Annotated in this window: 20 protein-coding genes and 2 pseudogenes; 4 read left to right on the forward strand and 18 right to left on the reverse strand. The window is 45.0% G+C overall.

Annotation, left to right across the window (positions count from 1 at the left end):
• Nucleotides 1-30: 30 nt before the first annotated feature.
• Together QD47_RS18450 and QD47_RS30930 are read right to left on the reverse strand one after the other, a co-directional pair.
• On the reverse strand, nucleotides 31-702 hold the full coding sequence (locus QD47_RS18450; protein ID WP_044647506.1) for an AroM family protein: 672 nt from the start codon (nucleotides 700-702) through the stop codon (nucleotides 31-33).
• Nucleotides 703-783: 81 nt separating this feature from the next.
• A pseudogene (locus QD47_RS30930) lies at nucleotides 784-981 on the reverse strand (DUF1177 family protein); the annotation flags it as partial.
• 423 nt (nucleotides 982-1,404) lie between these two features.
• Here QD47_RS30930 and QD47_RS18460 point away from each other — a divergent pair.
• The 3 genes from QD47_RS18460 to QD47_RS18470 all read left to right on the forward strand — a co-directional run bounded on the left by QD47_RS18460 (nucleotide 1,405) and on the right by QD47_RS18470 (nucleotide 4,443).
• On the forward strand, nucleotides 1,405-2,412 hold the full coding sequence (locus tag QD47_RS18460; RefSeq protein ID WP_044647508.1) for an aminoglycoside phosphotransferase family protein: 1,008 nt from the start codon (nucleotides 1,405-1,407) through the stop codon (nucleotides 2,410-2,412).
• An 18-nt stretch (nucleotides 2,413-2,430) separates the two neighbouring features.
• Nucleotides 2,431-3,327 carry a phosphotransferase gene (locus QD47_RS18465; RefSeq protein ID WP_044647509.1) on the forward strand — a complete coding sequence of 299 codons (897 nt, stop codon included), beginning with the start codon at nucleotides 2,431-2,433 and terminating at the stop codon, nucleotides 3,325-3,327.
• Nucleotides 3,328-3,570: 243 nt separating this feature from the next.
• Nucleotides 3,571-4,443, forward strand: a complete 873-nt coding sequence (locus QD47_RS18470; RefSeq protein ID WP_044647510.1) for an arylamine N-acetyltransferase family protein — start codon at nucleotides 3,571-3,573, stop codon at nucleotides 4,441-4,443.
• 112 nt (nucleotides 4,444-4,555) lie between these two features.
• On the opposite strand, the gene QD47_RS18475 is transcribed toward QD47_RS18470, so the two are convergent.
• The 6 genes and pseudogenes from QD47_RS18475 to QD47_RS18500 all read right to left on the reverse strand — a co-directional run bounded on the left by QD47_RS18475 (nucleotide 4,556) and on the right by QD47_RS18500 (nucleotide 8,848).
• A complete protein-coding gene (locus QD47_RS18475; RefSeq protein WP_044647511.1) occupies nucleotides 4,556-5,572 on the reverse strand; it encodes a globin-coupled sensor protein in 1,017 nt (338 codons plus the stop codon).
• A gap of 307 nt (nucleotides 5,573-5,879) precedes the next feature.
• Nucleotides 5,880-6,914 (reverse strand): annotated as a pseudogene (locus tag QD47_RS18480) (protein prkA); the annotation flags it as partial.
• A gap of 91 nt (nucleotides 6,915-7,005) precedes the next feature.
• On the reverse strand, nucleotides 7,006-7,218 hold the full coding sequence (locus tag QD47_RS18485) for a hypothetical protein (RefSeq protein ID WP_044647512.1): 213 nt from the start codon (nucleotides 7,216-7,218) through the stop codon (nucleotides 7,006-7,008).
• A gap of 53 nt (nucleotides 7,219-7,271) precedes the next feature.
• Entirely contained in the window at nucleotides 7,272-7,760 is a 489-nt protein-coding gene (locus QD47_RS18490) for an ArpU family phage packaging/lysis transcriptional regulator (protein WP_044647513.1), read from the reverse strand.
• Nucleotides 7,761-7,830: 70 nt separating this feature from the next.
• On the reverse strand, nucleotides 7,831-8,349 hold the full coding sequence (locus tag QD47_RS18495) for a hypothetical protein (RefSeq protein WP_052646800.1): 519 nt from the start codon (nucleotides 8,347-8,349) through the stop codon (nucleotides 7,831-7,833).
• Between the two features lie 190 nt (nucleotides 8,350-8,539).
• Nucleotides 8,540-8,848 carry a hypothetical protein gene (locus QD47_RS18500; protein WP_044647514.1) on the reverse strand — a complete coding sequence of 103 codons (309 nt, stop codon included), beginning with the start codon at nucleotides 8,846-8,848 and terminating at the stop codon, nucleotides 8,540-8,542.
• Nucleotides 8,849-8,948: 100 nt separating this feature from the next.
• Between QD47_RS18500 and QD47_RS18505 the strand changes: the two genes are divergently transcribed.
• Nucleotides 8,949-9,254, forward strand: a complete 306-nt coding sequence (locus QD47_RS18505; protein ID WP_044647515.1) for a hypothetical protein — start codon at nucleotides 8,949-8,951, stop codon at nucleotides 9,252-9,254.
• Between the two features lie 16 nt (nucleotides 9,255-9,270).
• On the opposite strand, the gene QD47_RS18510 is transcribed toward QD47_RS18505, so the two are convergent.
• From QD47_RS18510 to QD47_RS18560, 10 genes are all read right to left on the reverse strand, one after another.
• Nucleotides 9,271-9,561, reverse strand: a complete 291-nt coding sequence (locus QD47_RS18510) for a hypothetical protein (protein WP_044647516.1) — start codon at nucleotides 9,559-9,561, stop codon at nucleotides 9,271-9,273.
• 58 nt (nucleotides 9,562-9,619) lie between these two features.
• Complete coding sequence (locus QD47_RS18515; RefSeq protein ID WP_044647517.1) at nucleotides 9,620-9,907, reverse strand: hypothetical protein; 288 nt, start codon at nucleotides 9,905-9,907, stop codon at nucleotides 9,620-9,622.
• A gap of 66 nt (nucleotides 9,908-9,973) precedes the next feature.
• Nucleotides 9,974-10,183, reverse strand: a complete 210-nt coding sequence (locus QD47_RS18520) for a hypothetical protein (protein ID WP_044647518.1) — start codon at nucleotides 10,181-10,183, stop codon at nucleotides 9,974-9,976.
• A 175-nt stretch (nucleotides 10,184-10,358) separates the two neighbouring features.
• Nucleotides 10,359-10,880: a hypothetical protein gene (locus QD47_RS18525; protein WP_044647519.1), complete on the reverse strand. Its 522-nt coding sequence runs from the start codon at nucleotides 10,878-10,880 to the stop codon at nucleotides 10,359-10,361.
• A 57-nt stretch (nucleotides 10,881-10,937) separates the two neighbouring features.
• The gene (locus QD47_RS18530; RefSeq protein ID WP_044647520.1) at nucleotides 10,938-11,204 is read right to left on the reverse strand and encodes a hypothetical protein; all 267 of its coding nucleotides are present in this window, start codon (nucleotides 11,202-11,204) and stop codon (nucleotides 10,938-10,940) included.
• Between the two features lie 255 nt (nucleotides 11,205-11,459).
• Complete coding sequence (locus tag QD47_RS18540) at nucleotides 11,460-11,696, reverse strand: hypothetical protein (protein WP_044647522.1); 237 nt, start codon at nucleotides 11,694-11,696, stop codon at nucleotides 11,460-11,462.
• Nucleotides 11,697-11,733: 37 nt separating this feature from the next.
• On the reverse strand, nucleotides 11,734-12,060 hold the full coding sequence (locus tag QD47_RS33275; RefSeq protein WP_044647523.1) for a hypothetical protein: 327 nt from the start codon (nucleotides 12,058-12,060) through the stop codon (nucleotides 11,734-11,736).
• 40 nt (nucleotides 12,061-12,100) lie between these two features.
• On the reverse strand, nucleotides 12,101-12,472 hold the full coding sequence (locus tag QD47_RS18550; RefSeq protein WP_044647524.1) for a hypothetical protein: 372 nt from the start codon (nucleotides 12,470-12,472) through the stop codon (nucleotides 12,101-12,103).
• A gap of 32 nt (nucleotides 12,473-12,504) precedes the next feature.
• Nucleotides 12,505-12,879, reverse strand: coding sequence for a hypothetical protein (locus tag QD47_RS18555; protein WP_044647525.1), 375 nt, complete (start codon nucleotides 12,877-12,879; stop codon nucleotides 12,505-12,507).
• A 28-nt stretch (nucleotides 12,880-12,907) separates the two neighbouring features.
• The gene (locus QD47_RS18560) at nucleotides 12,908-13,711 is read right to left on the reverse strand and encodes a hypothetical protein (RefSeq protein WP_044647526.1); all 804 of its coding nucleotides are present in this window, start codon (nucleotides 13,709-13,711) and stop codon (nucleotides 12,908-12,910) included.
• Between the last annotated feature and the right edge of the window lie 128 nt (nucleotides 13,712-13,839).

The raw sequence follows: 13,839 nt of genomic DNA on the forward strand, positions 1-13,839 counted from the left end.
TTACCTCCTATTTTCAGTCAGCTTATACACTTACACCATTTCCGATACCAGCTTGCCGATCAGGGCATTGGACAATACTACGGGTACCCCCGCATAACGCGCCGCCAGTTCTCTGTGAACATCCGTATACCCCATACAATCCAGCACGATAAGATCAGCCTGATCCTTGAACTGCCCGGCAGCCTGGCGAAATTCCTCTTCACTGCTGCTGTATGGCGAGGCCGCCGCAAACCCGGGATTCATTCCGTGAGGATTGAATTTGAGCTTGAGATTGTCCTTCTGCTCTTCCAGCGGACCAATCAGGCCGACCCGCCGTCCGCCGGACATCGCCTTAATCACAGGAGGAAGCACATGGTCCGGCTCGATCAAAAAGGCGGTTCGGGTATGCAATCCCGGAAATACGCCGGTACACAGCAATAAAATCGTACGAATGCCCTGTTCCTCCATGCGCGTGATTTTCTCCTGAAGCAGCGGCTGGATTTTTTCGCGTGATATAACTACCGACTCTCCAGTCGTCAGACGGGAAGTCAATACATATTCTCCCGGGGACGGAGTGAGATGCTCTTGTATATAAGCAAAAGAAAGACCGTCCAGCGCACCTGCCTGTACCAGTTCTGCACGTCCTTCCAAAGCCCGTTCCACAATTGGGGCTACATCTGTCCGGGGAGCTTGCCCAATCGTAATCATCCCAAGCTTATCCATCTTTAATCCCCTGCTTTCGCATCCATTTTATTTTACGCTCCTGACGGCAAAGGGCAAGCCTGTGGCCTGCCCTGTTTAGCATCAGCCGTGGTTTTGCGCACTGCCTGCTGTCTGAAGTATCTTCATGGAGCCGTACAATTCGGTAATTTTGACAAATTCCTGCGGGTCATAAAATGCACAAGTGCCATTCGTAAATTCCTTGGCCGTTTCAATGGAAAAACGTACAGCAGCCGCGATATCAATCTCATGACTCGCTCCGGTGCCACATCCTGGGGCGCTGTCCAGCGCTTCGAATACGGTTAATGTCTGTTGAAGTGCCATCGTTGCATTCCTCCCGAAAAACGTTTTCGGGTGGCGTTTTTCTTTTTCGTTTTCCATATGACCCTCCTGTGGCTTAGACATGATGTGATGTATTTCTTCCTCTGTTGAGTAGGTTTAACTTATGTTACTGCAACTTTCCTTCCATAAACAATGTTCGTCCTGACCAAAACAAAGGCATGTTTATTGTGCATACAGGATAAAAGACGATATATATAGCGCTACCATGACATTTTATCCCTTTATTGTGTAAAGAAATATAACATGAATCTAGTAGGAAAGCGTATAGCCCTTTAAAACAGCACCTATTTACCTCATCATGAATAGACTGATAACTAACAGAGGATTACCTTTTTCTATAATCACAAGTCAAGTGAGGTTCTTATGACGAAATCCTATACCAAAGCACAGATTCGCAAAATTACCAGTCGTTTCGGTCTGATCCCAATAAAATCAAGCTTAGTCTCATCACTGTACCGAAAAAATGCAGTGATCCAGGTGAAAACGAAAAAGGGAACTTATGCATTAAAGCCCTTTAGCCGTACTAAGATGGTCCGCTCAAATACAATCCAACAGATGGAGCAGGCTGCAAGCATGATCAGGCTTTTGAAAAAGAGAAAGTACAGCTACATGCCCGCGTGGCTTCCAACACATTCCGGGAAGCTGTGGACTATACATCAAGAAACGCCATTTTATGTAAGTCAGTGGATCAAAGGACGGGGATTGGAGAATGCTGAAGATTTTGAAAAGCTTGGGTGGGCACTTGCCACGCTTCACGCCTCGTCCACTGGCTTGCATCGGATTGGAAGCGGTAAATCCCCTACGTTTCAGCAATTGCGGATATGGAAAAACCAGGACCGTCTTTTTCAAAGAAAAATAACACAAATCAGCCGTCATGACAAAGAATATGGCAACTGGTACAACGCTCACGGCAAAGACTGCAAACGTTTAGCCAAGCGGGTATGGAAGGATTTGCAGGACACATCCATTGTTAAGCTGCTTCAGAAGGAAAACCGTTTCCCCTCTTTAATACACAACGACATCACGATCCCCAATGTCATTATTTCAGATGATGGTCAACTCAAAATCATTGATTGGGATCGGGTTAAGGTCGGCTCAGTCTATGTAGATCTGGCAAAGGCCCTTATGAATACGACCCAATTCAATCCTGAATTGGTGCAATCCTTGCTGAAGGGATACCAAAAACGCAAACCACTAAGCCGAACTGAACGAAAAATGGTTACAGCCTTGTATAAACTGCCACGCGAAGCGTGGCATGCCTCCCTACACCCGAATCGCTCAAGAAACCGCGAGATCCTGAACAATTGGGATCAATCGTGGCCCCTTCGTTTACAAATCATTCATATTTTGCAGGAATGGGTGCATGCATAAAAGAAAGTGAGGATTAAAATGTCGATTTTATCGAACGTTGAGCAGATGTACGGAATCAAAATTCAACGTACTCGTCAAAAGAAGGACATACACAAGATTGAGACCGCCGGCATGACCTATTGTTTAAAGCCTTACAAATTCCCAGAAGATGAAATTCGTTTTATTACACGTGTGTTGTCCTTCCTGGATGAGCGCGGGTTTACCCGTAGCCAAAAGGTCTATCCGACAATGCAGCAAACCGCTTATATGACCCATGAAGGCATTTCGTATACATTAACCAATTGGGTTGATGGAGAAAGACCAAAATTTACAAAAAAAATAGATTTCAAAAAGGGAATTTCCACCTTAGCCAAATTTCACTCCAGTGCCGTAGGCTTTCCTGTCACCGAGGCTCCGGCAGACAGAATACGTTACGAAGGCTTGGGTGATGAAATAGCTAGATACAAAAAACACCTCAGTCCCTACAAAGGCACAGCACATCTCGTGGCTCTCTGTGAAGAAGCGTCGAAGCATCTACAGCAGCCCAAAGTTCGAGAAGCAATTAACTCGGAGCAAAAAGCTGCCGCATTTATACATGGCGATTACAATTATCCCAATCTGATTAAAGACAGACAGCTCAAGATTCATTTAATCGATTTTGAAAATTGCTCCCTGCACGTAAGAATGAAAGACTTGTCCCATCTTCTTCATAGAAATTGTCTTTGGAACGGGACCAAGATGCTGCGCGCGGTCGACTACTATCAACGATATCGTCCGTTGAGCGCCCATGATTTACATTTGCTTCACACACTTTTGATCTCTCCCTATCATGTGGTCCGCAACATCAGAATAGGCGGCATCCGTTCTGCCAAACGTGTTATTCCATCATTCGTGCAGTTAAACAAATACCGACGTGAACTTAGAGCGCTGCTATAATCTGTCGGCTTGGAACTAAACAGGAAAACAGACCGAACGAAACGGTCTGTTTTTTATGTTCTGACAACTATCTATGGGAAATCTACATGCCACTGAACCGAATCCATTTGCTGATTGTACCGGTACAATCAAAAGTTTATAGCATTGTAATCAATACGCCCCCCTTCTACAATGATGCTATGACTCAGGGATCATTTGTTCCGAAAAGATAAATTGAGAAACTAACAATAGAGGTGACTGCACATGTACATCATGACAAAAGAAGAAATAAAGGCTTATCTAAACAGGATCGGAATTCAAGACATTCAGCCTCCTACCCAATCCTATTTATTTGAGCTGCATAAGGCCCATGTGAAACTTCTTTCGTGGCAAACGGTGGACATTTTTGCAGGTAAGCCGGCAGCCATTGGTTTTCAAGAATCCGTTCAACTTATTTTACAGGGAAGAAGCGGTTATTGTTTTCATCTGAATGGTGCCTTCAGCGCACTACTACATTCACTGGGCTACAAGGTCTGCCTGCATCGTGCCGGGGTTCAGCCTTTAGGGGCAGAGCCACGCATCAATTCATTTCATCTTGGGTTAACCGTGAACTTGTTAAATGAGCAGCACGAAGATGAAGTATGGATTGTTGATGTCGGTTTAGGCGATATGCCCTATGAGCCTGTTCCACTCCATATGGGCACTTATGAACAAGCTCCTCTTCAATATAAGGTTACGGAGTCTGGGGTTGTTGCAAAAGGCTGGCGGTTAGAGCATGATTCGCTTGCTTCATTTGTTGGCGTTGATTATGACCCTACGGTTGTTCGGGATTTGGAAGAGTTTATGCCAAAACATCATTTCTATAGCCGCTCAGCGGATTCTCCATGGTTCAACCTGTTTCTGATTCGGCAAAGACAAGCATTAGAGACGAATGAACTAAGAGGCTGCATTTGGAAAAAACACGGGCTGAACGGATTGGAAAAAATAGAGCTGGATCATAAATCGCAGTGGCTGGAAGTGTTGGCAGATGTGTTTGGTGAGCCGCTTGTTAACTATAGTCACCAGGAACGGGACGAGTTATGGAAAAGGGTATTTGCGGCTCATACTGAATGGAAGAAATCAATCATTTCCTTATAAGTATTACGCTCTTCCTCCGGTGCGTTGATTGGACCGCCACGGAGGGAGAGCGTTATTTTCCCGTCATGCTCAAAGAAAGAACGTATCGATATCTCATTCTATCCTCTCACACCTACATCATTTCGCTGGAATGCTGAAGCGTTTCCAATTCCTTCACCATATTTTCGATCAGCTTTGTAAAGGAAGCCAATTCCTCAGAACTGGAGGCCTGTTGTCGGGCGCTGGCTGTTGTGGCAGCCGTTTCGGATTGCACACTGTTCAGCATATGGGCAATATCCAGTACCTTGCGCTGAATTTGCTCCTGCGCCTGCTTGGAATTGGATGCCAGCTTGCGTACTTCCTGTGCCACAATCTGAAACCCGCGTCCTGCTTCCTGCGCATGTGCTGCTTCAATCGCCGCATTCAGCCCCAGCAAATGCGTCTGATCCGACAGCTCGCGAATCGTGCCGCTCATCTGCTCAATATGCTTGATCTCATCGCCCAACTGCTGTACCAATTCTTCCGTATGTTCCTGCGAAGAGGCTGTTGTACGTGCACTATCTGCAATGTTATCTGTATTTTCACGCAATTCAGCAATCATACCAGTCAAATTTTGAGCAATTCGGGAAACAACGGTTAATACTTGTGTCTGCTCATCGGCCAGCTCGTTAATTTGCTCCTTTTCCTTCTTCTGATAAGCTTCCAGCACAAGCTGGGAGTCCAGATTGAACATTTTGGAAAGAGCGTGAACAATCGGATACCAATCGTCGATCCCCGAATGCTTCAAAATATCTACTGCAATGTCCAAATAAGTTATGTATGTGCCCAAATAATAGTCAGAGGACAAGCCAATGCGTGAATGCACCTGCCCTACAAAAAGACGGTGCTCAATAAACGGCTCATCTATTTTTCCATCTGCCAGAGAAAGCCAATATTCTCGTTGTGTTTCCTTTAAGCGTTCAATATTGGACCATTTGGAGATAATCGACATGAGATGCGGGACCTTTTCCACATGATCATAAAATCGATCAACCACCTCATCCACAATAGATTGGAACAAACCCTGATGGAGATGCAATAAAGCCAAATCATCATCCGTGATTCCAATATATTGAATCTGTTTTAATCTACTTTCAGCTACATCAATCATTAGGTTCCTCCAAATAAATAGTTTACATCCATTTAACATTACCATATTTTTCGGCGCATTTTTGGAAAATGTTATAAATTAGTGGATTCATTGTGACTTTTCACATATCAATGATGGACAAGCACCTGAAATAACTCCTTCATGATAAAAAAAGAATCCGATAGCAAGCACTTGAAACTCCCAGTGCTTACTACCGGATTCCTCATAGGTTACGCAGCCGATAGATATCTCTGTTCAGCTACGACGCCGTCCATCACAACTCATTACTCCAGCCTATTGCTTTTGCTTACCTTAAGCTTACCGATTTTTATCGATTCAACAGACTGCCTACATACCTGAGCAGGTCGTTGGCGCTGGCACCTGTATAACCGTGTTCCTCAATCAATCGCTTAATCACCTCATTCATGCGTTTGAGCTGATTAGCATCGGGTGTTTTGGTCGAGGTCGTAATTTTCACAATATCCTTCAAATCAGCGAACAGCTTTTTCTCAATCGCTTCTCTCAGCCGATCATGATGATGATATTCGAACTTGCGTCCCTTGCGTGAGTAAGCGGAAATCCGGATGAGAATTTCTTCGCGGAACGCCTTTTTCGCATTTTCCGATACCCCAATCTGCTCTTCGATCGAACGCATCAGCCGCTCATCTGGGTCGAGTTCCTCATCCGTAAGCGGGTCGCGGATTTTCACCCAATTGCAGAAGGCTTCGATATTATCCAAATAGTTGTCGAACAGCGTCTTGGCTGATTCCTCGAACGAGTACACAAAGGCTTTCTGGACTTCTTTTTTCGCCAGCTCGTCATACTCCTTACGGGCCACGGAAATGAAATTGAGATAGCGCTCCCTTTCCTCCTTCGTAATAGAAGCATGCTGATCCAGACCATCCTTGATGGCTCGTAAAATGTCCAGTGCATTGATGGACTCTACATTTTGCTTAATGAGCGCACTGGAAATGCGATTGATGACGTACCTTGGATCTACCCCGGACATGCCTTCCTCCAGAAACTCACTTTGCATTTCCTTCAGATCGGCTGTCTTGTAGCCTTCCACCTCTTCGCCATCATACATGCGCATCTTTTTGACCAGATCCATGCCCTGCTTCTTCGTCTCCTTCAGGCGGGTAAGCACGGAGAAAATAGCAGCCGTCCGCAGCGCATGAGGGGCGATGTGAATATGCTTCATGTCGCTTTGTTCAATGAGCTTGGCGTAAATTTTTTCTTCTTCCGAGACTCTAAGGTTGTAAGGAATCGGCATCACGATCATCCGTGATTGCAGAGCCTCGTTCTTTTTGTTTGCGATAAAGCTTTTATACTCCGATTCATTGGTATGAGCAACGATCAGCTCATACGTTATTACATGATACACCCAAAATAAAAACGTTGTTGTATCAGTCTTTTTTCAATAAGCTACCTATATAAAAAGAAAGAAGCCGCCCCTATTCTGGAGTGGCTTCTTTCTTTATTGCTTGTTTGATCGCTATTTCAGCAATCGTTCGGTGAAGGTCTTCTAATGCGCTTGTCGGCCCCTCACAGGGCGGGACTATGATACCGATGAGTCCATTCTTTCCTTGGATGTACGTTGTGACCTTGCTTTCAATTTCCACTTTTTTTTGCGCGTGTGATTCGCCATAACCTTTTGGACTTAACATCGTTCCCTCCCCTCCGATCTTGGTTGTATAGTTTATTCAAGACTGCTTGTCCTTCATTCGGGATTAAAAATTTCTGATATGCGTAATATTTTGAGATCATCCAGTTTGAGTATTAATCTATAGAATGCTTTCCTGCGTATCTTCCCGTAAGTGTCTTTGTTACATGGAGGCTGAAACTCAAAGTTATAAACGTGCCCATCCGTTATATACTCCGCGTCATTATTCATGTATCGCTTTTGGATTAAGAATCTCTCCGTCTTGGGCAATGCGTTCACGGCCCGCTCGACTCTTTCAACAAAAGAACGACGGAATGATTGTGCATCCACGTTGTGAATAGCTATACTTGCTGTCTGATCACTTGTCACATTAGTTGGGCTGCTGCGCGGCATATCGCTGTACGCTGCGGTTGTGCTGGCTTCTCTATCCTCAGACACAAGGTAACGGTACATCCTATATTTCTGGAGAACGCCTTCCACCGCTGACTTTGTTTTTTTAGGATCAAGTTCTTCCAACTCAAAATCTTCAAATGATTGTTGACCCACCTTGTAATCACCTCATGCTCTGTATTGAATCCCCCCGGCCGAAGCCGGGGAGCGTATAAGTGCGGTCTGCTTAGAAAGGCAAATCGTCGTCCGGGTTATCTCCACCTGCAGCACTGGCGGCAATTGCTGCGACTGCGGTTTCTTCGTCGTCATCTAGCGGAATACTAGCCTGGTTGGGATCGTCCGACTGATCCACATCCACTGTACCGTCCTGATTGATCGTACCTCGCTTACCCTCTCTGTACTCTTTTTGCTGCTCGTGAAAATCTTCTATATCCATCTGAGACTCCATGATAGTCAAGTCAACATCCGACCCAGCTAACTTATAAAATTCAAATGTCTGTGATGCGGATGAATCACCTTTAACCTCGAACTCTAGCACAGTCTTCTTGGAGTCTTTTGCCGATTTTTTGAATTCGGCAGTGAGCTTAACGCCCTCTAGGCTGGATATTGTGAGCTCCACCACTTCCCGGGTCATTTGATTGAGTTCTGGGCGGCGCTCGTCGTCACCTTTAACGTAGAACTGCACAAGTTCCTTTTTAGAATCTTTTGTCTGTTTATTGAAATGAGCTTTAATAGTTACGTTCATGGGTGGTTACCCCTCTCAGTTGTTTTTATTTATAGAAAATGAACAGTATCGACAACGCTATAATAGATGCAACACAGATGCAGGCCATGTTGCGAGCAGACTCTTTATTGCGGTCCCCTTCTGCTACTGTTCCGAGGAAAGAGATTACTAGAATTGAGCCCAGCAGGATCTTAAACCACATACTTGACGGTCACCCCTTTTGCTTGCTCTTATGAGCATATTTATTACTAGGGTCCGGCTTTACCACGCCCATCATAGCCAGTTCATGGACAACTCGCAGCTTCGACAATCCCGTAAGCTTGGCAATGTGCGAACGAGGTACACCAGCACGGTCCAATCTGCGAATCTCCTTAACTGTCTCTTTGGGCAAAGGTGTCTGTAAGCTATTTAGTAGCAGATCCGGCCCTATTGAAGGAGCATCGTAACCATCTGGACCAGGAACTTTGGGCCCGCGTTGCTCTTTGATCTGTCCGCCTGAGCGGTACTGACGTTTGATCATTCCGTTTACCTCCCCGATATGTTTAAATCTCTACAACTCTTTTAAAATATTTACATCCCTTAACAGCTTGTATATCCTTTGGTTAAAGGAGTTGGTATATATGCAAGATGCGTTTATAAAGGTCACACGCACAGGTCGGGTATACGTATCCCCAGAAGCACGAGAGTTGATGAATTTTAGTAAAGATGAATATACATCTGTAAAGGTTGACAACGTGATAGATGGAGAACCTACGGACTTCGCCGCTTTTGGTGTTACAGCAAATTTGATGCCGACTAGATTTAATTTGGATGGACGAAGCACAACGAGATTTTACATATCGGCACACGCCAAACCGCCGATCTATCTTTACTATAAGGAAACACTAAATGATGTTCATTATTTCAAACCCGAAGGTGCCGTGTGACCGACACCCTGTTTGCTTAAAATCCCGATGTGAATGCCAACAACGGCTCTCCTTGCCAACGATTGTTAATGATCTCTTGGACTGTTATCATCTCGCCCATGCCTTCATCCTCATAAACCCGGTAGCTCATACTGACAATTTCTACTTCATCATCTGGATACAGGTCACTGTCCTCCAGCCCGGTTAAACTCTTGTACCATTCTTTAGCTTCCTCTAACGAGTAGGCTGCAACTGCATCACATTCACACAATTGGTACACATGCACATCCGCAAGACCCTTTGTTTCCGCTATCTGAAGTTCATTCATTCTCATTTATCCTCCCTTATGTTTGCTTTGTGACCGACACCCTGTACCCTGTATAGGCTTAATCCTCAAATCTTTCATGCAGCTTAAAAATACCCAAAGCCTCTGTTGTATCAAAATCAATGCATATATCTCCATGCTGTGGATGCGACATTTCAAAGGTGTAATATGGTGGGGTATGTCCGCTTTGACCGGATGAATAAATCTCAAGTATCGTTTCTGGCGCCAACGTCACTGTATGATGTTCGTCCATATCTGTTCCATCCCAATACCACGAAAATTCATGCCAATCGGTAAGCTTTACTTTATCTCCTGGCCGAAAAGCAAGATTATCTAAAATATCGCCCATATCTATCATCCTTCCAACGCTCAGGCAGAGTGCAGGAGCGTATTGTATTAGTGGGTTAACCCCTACCTAATGCCACTGTGCAATGTGCTTCATTTTTACAGGAGCGCTACCGATCATCATTTCTTCGGATGCTATTTCTTCCAGTGCCTTACTGAGCTTGCGGACCTCTTCCTGTTTTTCAACCAAGCTGGCTGCCAAATCATTATCGGCCTGTTTCTTGTTTGCTTCATACTCCGGCCCGGTCAGGTAGGCTATTGTCCGGTCCCTCTCTGACAATTGCTCTTACAAGCGATCTACCCAAAGCAATCACGCTCCCGATGACCCTATCTCCGCAAATTACTCTCCCTTCAAGCCCTAAAACCAACTCTCCAGCTAATTTAGTAGCTTTTAAAATATCTCCATTTGCAACTCATATGTCTTACTCATATCCTTTCACTCTCCTTATAGTGGTTCAGTTTCTTGATTCTCTCAGCAGGTTGAAATATTTTTCTCTGTAATTTTCCTTTTCTCTGCGCTCATTGTTGATTAGCCTATTCATTCGATTCACATAGTCGGGATTATTGCTTTTCAACAATTTACCAACATCCCGCGACAAGGAGCGTATCAAGGAGTTTTTCAATATTTCTTCTCCCACTCCTAATTCCTGCTTTCTTGCCCGTTTCATACACGAACCAAAAACATAAACACCAACATGAGCGGGTATTTCAGACACAACCTGATCGTAAAGTTCGCGGGTCATTACGTAGTAGTTGTAGTGACCGACGAATGTATTGTGTGCATTGCTTTTATAATCTGACTTGCTAACCTTTATCTCATAGCAGCGAAAAACTCCTTTTGTGTCATAGGTCATGTAGTCTACTCTTTGTTCTCCGTACCAGCCTATGGTGACCTCGAAGCAGCCGAACACCCCCATTTTATTCGTGGCTGCGTAAATATCGCGCTCCAACTGCAACGTCACATCTGTTTTAGCCAACTGCTTATCATCTCCTTTAAGGTATATAGGGGTATAGGGTAAGAGGCCAGAAGGCCCCTATACTTCCTTCTCTTCGACTCGACCGACATACCAGTTTTCGATCTGGACATTGGTGTATTTCAGGAGGATAATCTTTTCCGCCTCTAATGTCTCATCTGTGTACAGTCCGGTGCATACCTCAACATCTACAACATCGAACTCTTCGCCTGTCAGGTCCTCGTGCTCGGCCTTTACAGTAGCTATAAAGTCTTCCTTGTTGATGAACTCTGCCTTAATTCCGTATGCAAATTCCTGATCTTCGCTCCACAAAATTTCTTTTGCCATGATTATTCGCTCCTTTTAATTTGATTGGGTAGGGTAAGAGGCTGTTATGCCTCAATTTATGCCCGTAATCGTGCAGTTGTGGTACTTATCCTTTTCGAGCCGTTTGAATCCGTGCTGCCGGAAATAAGCCAGCTTTACCAAAGGAATCTTGTATCCGTATGAATACCAGATGTGATGTATTTTGTGGAATCCTGTAACACGTTGAATTGTTCTACTTAATCTTTTATGCATTGTATATCTCTCCTTTGGTGGGCCTTATTCGGCTACAATCTTGGTTACTTTGGCGTTCATACGCAGTGGCTTTAACGTTTTGTAATTATCCAGTGTGTTGAATACCATAACGCCGTCCTCACAATGCAGTTCAGGCAGGCAATCCTCGTCATCGGCATAAAACGGCGCCAATACTGCAAATCCGTCTTCATGGTCAATCCCAATGCACATTAGCGGCTGAGCCTCGTCAAAAAGATATGTTGAGTACAGTTCAAATTTCATAGTGTTATCTCTCCTTTGGTATAGGGGATAGACCCCCTTATACATCAATTCCGAACGCATCCAGATGGCTCAAAACCGATCGCCGCTGTACGTCTGTCATACGTTCCAAGTTTTCAAGCATCCATGATATTTGTTCGCTGGTAGGTTCTGACCACATGAAAACATGGCAAGCACCGTTACCTTCCTTTTCAGCATCGTTAGAACATCCGAATTTAATAAAATCCGGCATCTTATTGCTGTCGCCGTCGAAAAATCTAATATCATATTGTAGAACCAGATCGGCGGCTAATTTACGATGTCCCCCATATTTGCATTCATACAAAGTCCCTTCTGGAGCTAAGAACCCTGAAACTCCATACTGCATGTGTCTCTCCCCCTTATGGAGGGCTAAGCCTCCCGACTAATTAAATTGATCCTACTGGCGTGGTGGCCGCTTTTTCGGCATCCCAACCGTAACGACTAACCCTCTGATAAAATGTGTTTCTGGAGATTCCATTTTGCTCCGCAACCTCAGGCCAACGCACCATTGGCTTTTTAACGGGCACAGTGGACGCTTTTTCACGAGTCCATTTCAGCTTATAAATCCGCTTCTGATAGGTTGTGCGAGGTATGCCGTTGCGCTCTGCTATATCCGCGAATTCATCATGCTTTGTTCTCAATGGTGTCTTTGCAGCCCGTTCCACAGACCAACCTTCGATTCTAACCCGATGCTCCAACGTTCTGGCAGATATCCCGTTTTTCTCAGCACGTTCATATTGCTCTGGCGTTATATACATGTACTGCCCCTCCTTCTTGTCCCCTATGGGGCTTAACTCCACACCCTGTGGTCTTCTGCCACTGTTTCCAATCCGTCATAGTCGGTGATGATCCATTCAATATCATCCGGTACCTCAACTACCTTTAATTTGGAGCAAGGTCCATTTGCTTTATCACCAAGGGCCTTGACGACTGCAATTACATCTTTATTGGTCCGAATCTCCTTATCGTCTCTATCACCTATAAATGAATAAGGGGGAAAAAAACTATCGTTTTGGTCGCTCATATCAACCAAATCCGCTGTTGGATCTGCATACTCATAGTCATCCGTGTAAACCGTTACTCTCCACCCCAATTCAATCAGCTTGTGAAATGCGGCAGTCGATAACCCAAATCCTCCAAAACATCTATTAATAACGATTTCCATTGTGTTATGTCCTCTCTGCCCTTGGGGGCTAATCTGTTATGCCACCAATGCTTTTTCCCGTAGCAATGAGCGCTGATCTAACTCCTTTTCTCCAGCCTTCGTTGTAGGCGGAATCTACGTTATAGGAATCAGCATATTTTTCGATCAATGTTTCTTCCGGGGTCAGTTCTACCGTATACCCCGCAATAAGCGCTTGGGCCAACAACCAGACAGACATGCCGTTCAAAGCCTCTGCTTTCGTGCCTTTCTCCCATCCGTTCGGAGCTATGGCATGCTCAACCAATAGAGATTCCTTAGTCCATTCAGTAAGGAGCCATTTAATCGCCTCGTCCTCTGCCTTGGTCAGCACGGGTTTATAAGGCTCGTCCTCTTCACAGTGTTCCTCCGGTTGAGTGATAGGCTCCGTTTTTGCTGCGGCCTCTGCAACTGCTGGAACAGGCTTTGGATCATCCTTTGGTTTGGCTTGGATAGACTCCTTATACCTAGCAATTGCCACCTCTTCGGCTTTTGGTGTCTTAATATCCCATTTCTTTGCAAGCCAGTACGATTCAAGCGTTTTGAGTGAAATTCCCAACTTGGTTGCAGTAGCCTGTCGGCTCGCTCCACTGGCCCGTATTTTCAAGTAATCATCTTTTTCAAATTTAGCCATAATGGCCTGTTCCTCCTTATTACTCACTGTTTTGGCGCGGAAGGTCAGCGGCTTTATGTGAGACTTTGGTATAGGCTTGCCGACAATCTTTGCGAGTTCTTCCGGGCTGAGAGTGTACGTTCTAACGTCGCCCTGACCCCGAGAAGCCGTCTCGTTTTTTCGATTTGGGATGGATGTACCCATTAAAATCCCCTCTCTGAGCGTTTTTGGGCGCAGCTACCCGCCGCAGGACCCAATAGCCCCGGGTGTTATGCCTTATTTAAGATGGATTCTATTACTTCGATTTGGTACGGTTTGGTGTCTAGCAGCGG

Origin of the sequence: Paenibacillus terrae (assembly GCF_000943545.1) — a bacterium.
In the GTDB taxonomy this organism is placed as follows: domain Bacteria; phylum Bacillota; class Bacilli; order Paenibacillales; family Paenibacillaceae; genus Paenibacillus; species Paenibacillus terrae_A.

Excerpts from the sequence above, each read along its gene's own strand:
- QD47_RS18530 (WP_044647520.1), bottom strand. The coding sequence starts at position 11,204 with ATGGCAAAAGAAATTTTGTGGAGCGAAGATCAGGAATTTGCATACGGA.
- QD47_RS18505 (WP_044647515.1), top strand. The coding sequence starts at position 8,949 with ATGCAAGATGCGTTTATAAAGGTCACACGCACAGGTCGGGTATACGTA.
- QD47_RS18485 (WP_044647512.1), bottom strand. The coding sequence starts at position 7,218 with ATGTTAAGTCCAAAAGGTTATGGCGAATCACACGCGCAAAAAAAAGTG.
- QD47_RS18560 (WP_044647526.1), bottom strand. The coding sequence starts at position 13,711 with ATGGGTACATCCATCCCAAATCGAAAAAACGAGACGGCTTCTCGGGGT.
- QD47_RS18555 (WP_044647525.1), bottom strand. The coding sequence starts at position 12,879 with ATGGAAATCGTTATTAATAGATGTTTTGGAGGATTTGGGTTATCGACT.
- QD47_RS18540 (WP_044647522.1), bottom strand. The coding sequence starts at position 11,696 with ATGAAATTTGAACTGTACTCAACATATCTTTTTGACGAGGCTCAGCCG.
- QD47_RS18550 (WP_044647524.1), bottom strand. The coding sequence starts at position 12,472 with ATGTATATAACGCCAGAGCAATATGAACGTGCTGAGAAAAACGGGATA.
- QD47_RS18460 (WP_044647508.1), top strand. The coding sequence starts at position 1,405 with ATGACGAAATCCTATACCAAAGCACAGATTCGCAAAATTACCAGTCGT.
- QD47_RS18465 (WP_044647509.1), top strand. The coding sequence starts at position 2,431 with ATGTCGATTTTATCGAACGTTGAGCAGATGTACGGAATCAAAATTCAA.
- QD47_RS18470 (WP_044647510.1), top strand. The coding sequence starts at position 3,571 with ATGTACATCATGACAAAAGAAGAAATAAAGGCTTATCTAAACAGGATC.
- QD47_RS18515 (WP_044647517.1), bottom strand. The coding sequence starts at position 9,907 with ATGGGCGATATTTTAGATAATCTTGCTTTTCGGCCAGGAGATAAAGTA.
- QD47_RS18450 (WP_044647506.1), bottom strand. The coding sequence starts at position 702 with ATGGATAAGCTTGGGATGATTACGATTGGGCAAGCTCCCCGGACAGAT.
- QD47_RS18500 (WP_044647514.1), bottom strand. The coding sequence starts at position 8,848 with ATGATCAAACGTCAGTACCGCTCAGGCGGACAGATCAAAGAGCAACGC.
- QD47_RS18510 (WP_044647516.1), bottom strand. The coding sequence starts at position 9,561 with ATGAATGAACTTCAGATAGCGGAAACAAAGGGTCTTGCGGATGTGCAT.
- QD47_RS18475 (WP_044647511.1), bottom strand. The coding sequence starts at position 5,572 with ATGATTGATGTAGCTGAAAGTAGATTAAAACAGATTCAATATATTGGA.
- QD47_RS33275 (WP_044647523.1), bottom strand. The coding sequence starts at position 12,060 with ATGCAGTATGGAGTTTCAGGGTTCTTAGCTCCAGAAGGGACTTTGTAT.
- QD47_RS18495 (WP_052646800.1), bottom strand. The coding sequence starts at position 8,349 with ATGAACGTAACTATTAAAGCTCATTTCAATAAACAGACAAAAGATTCT.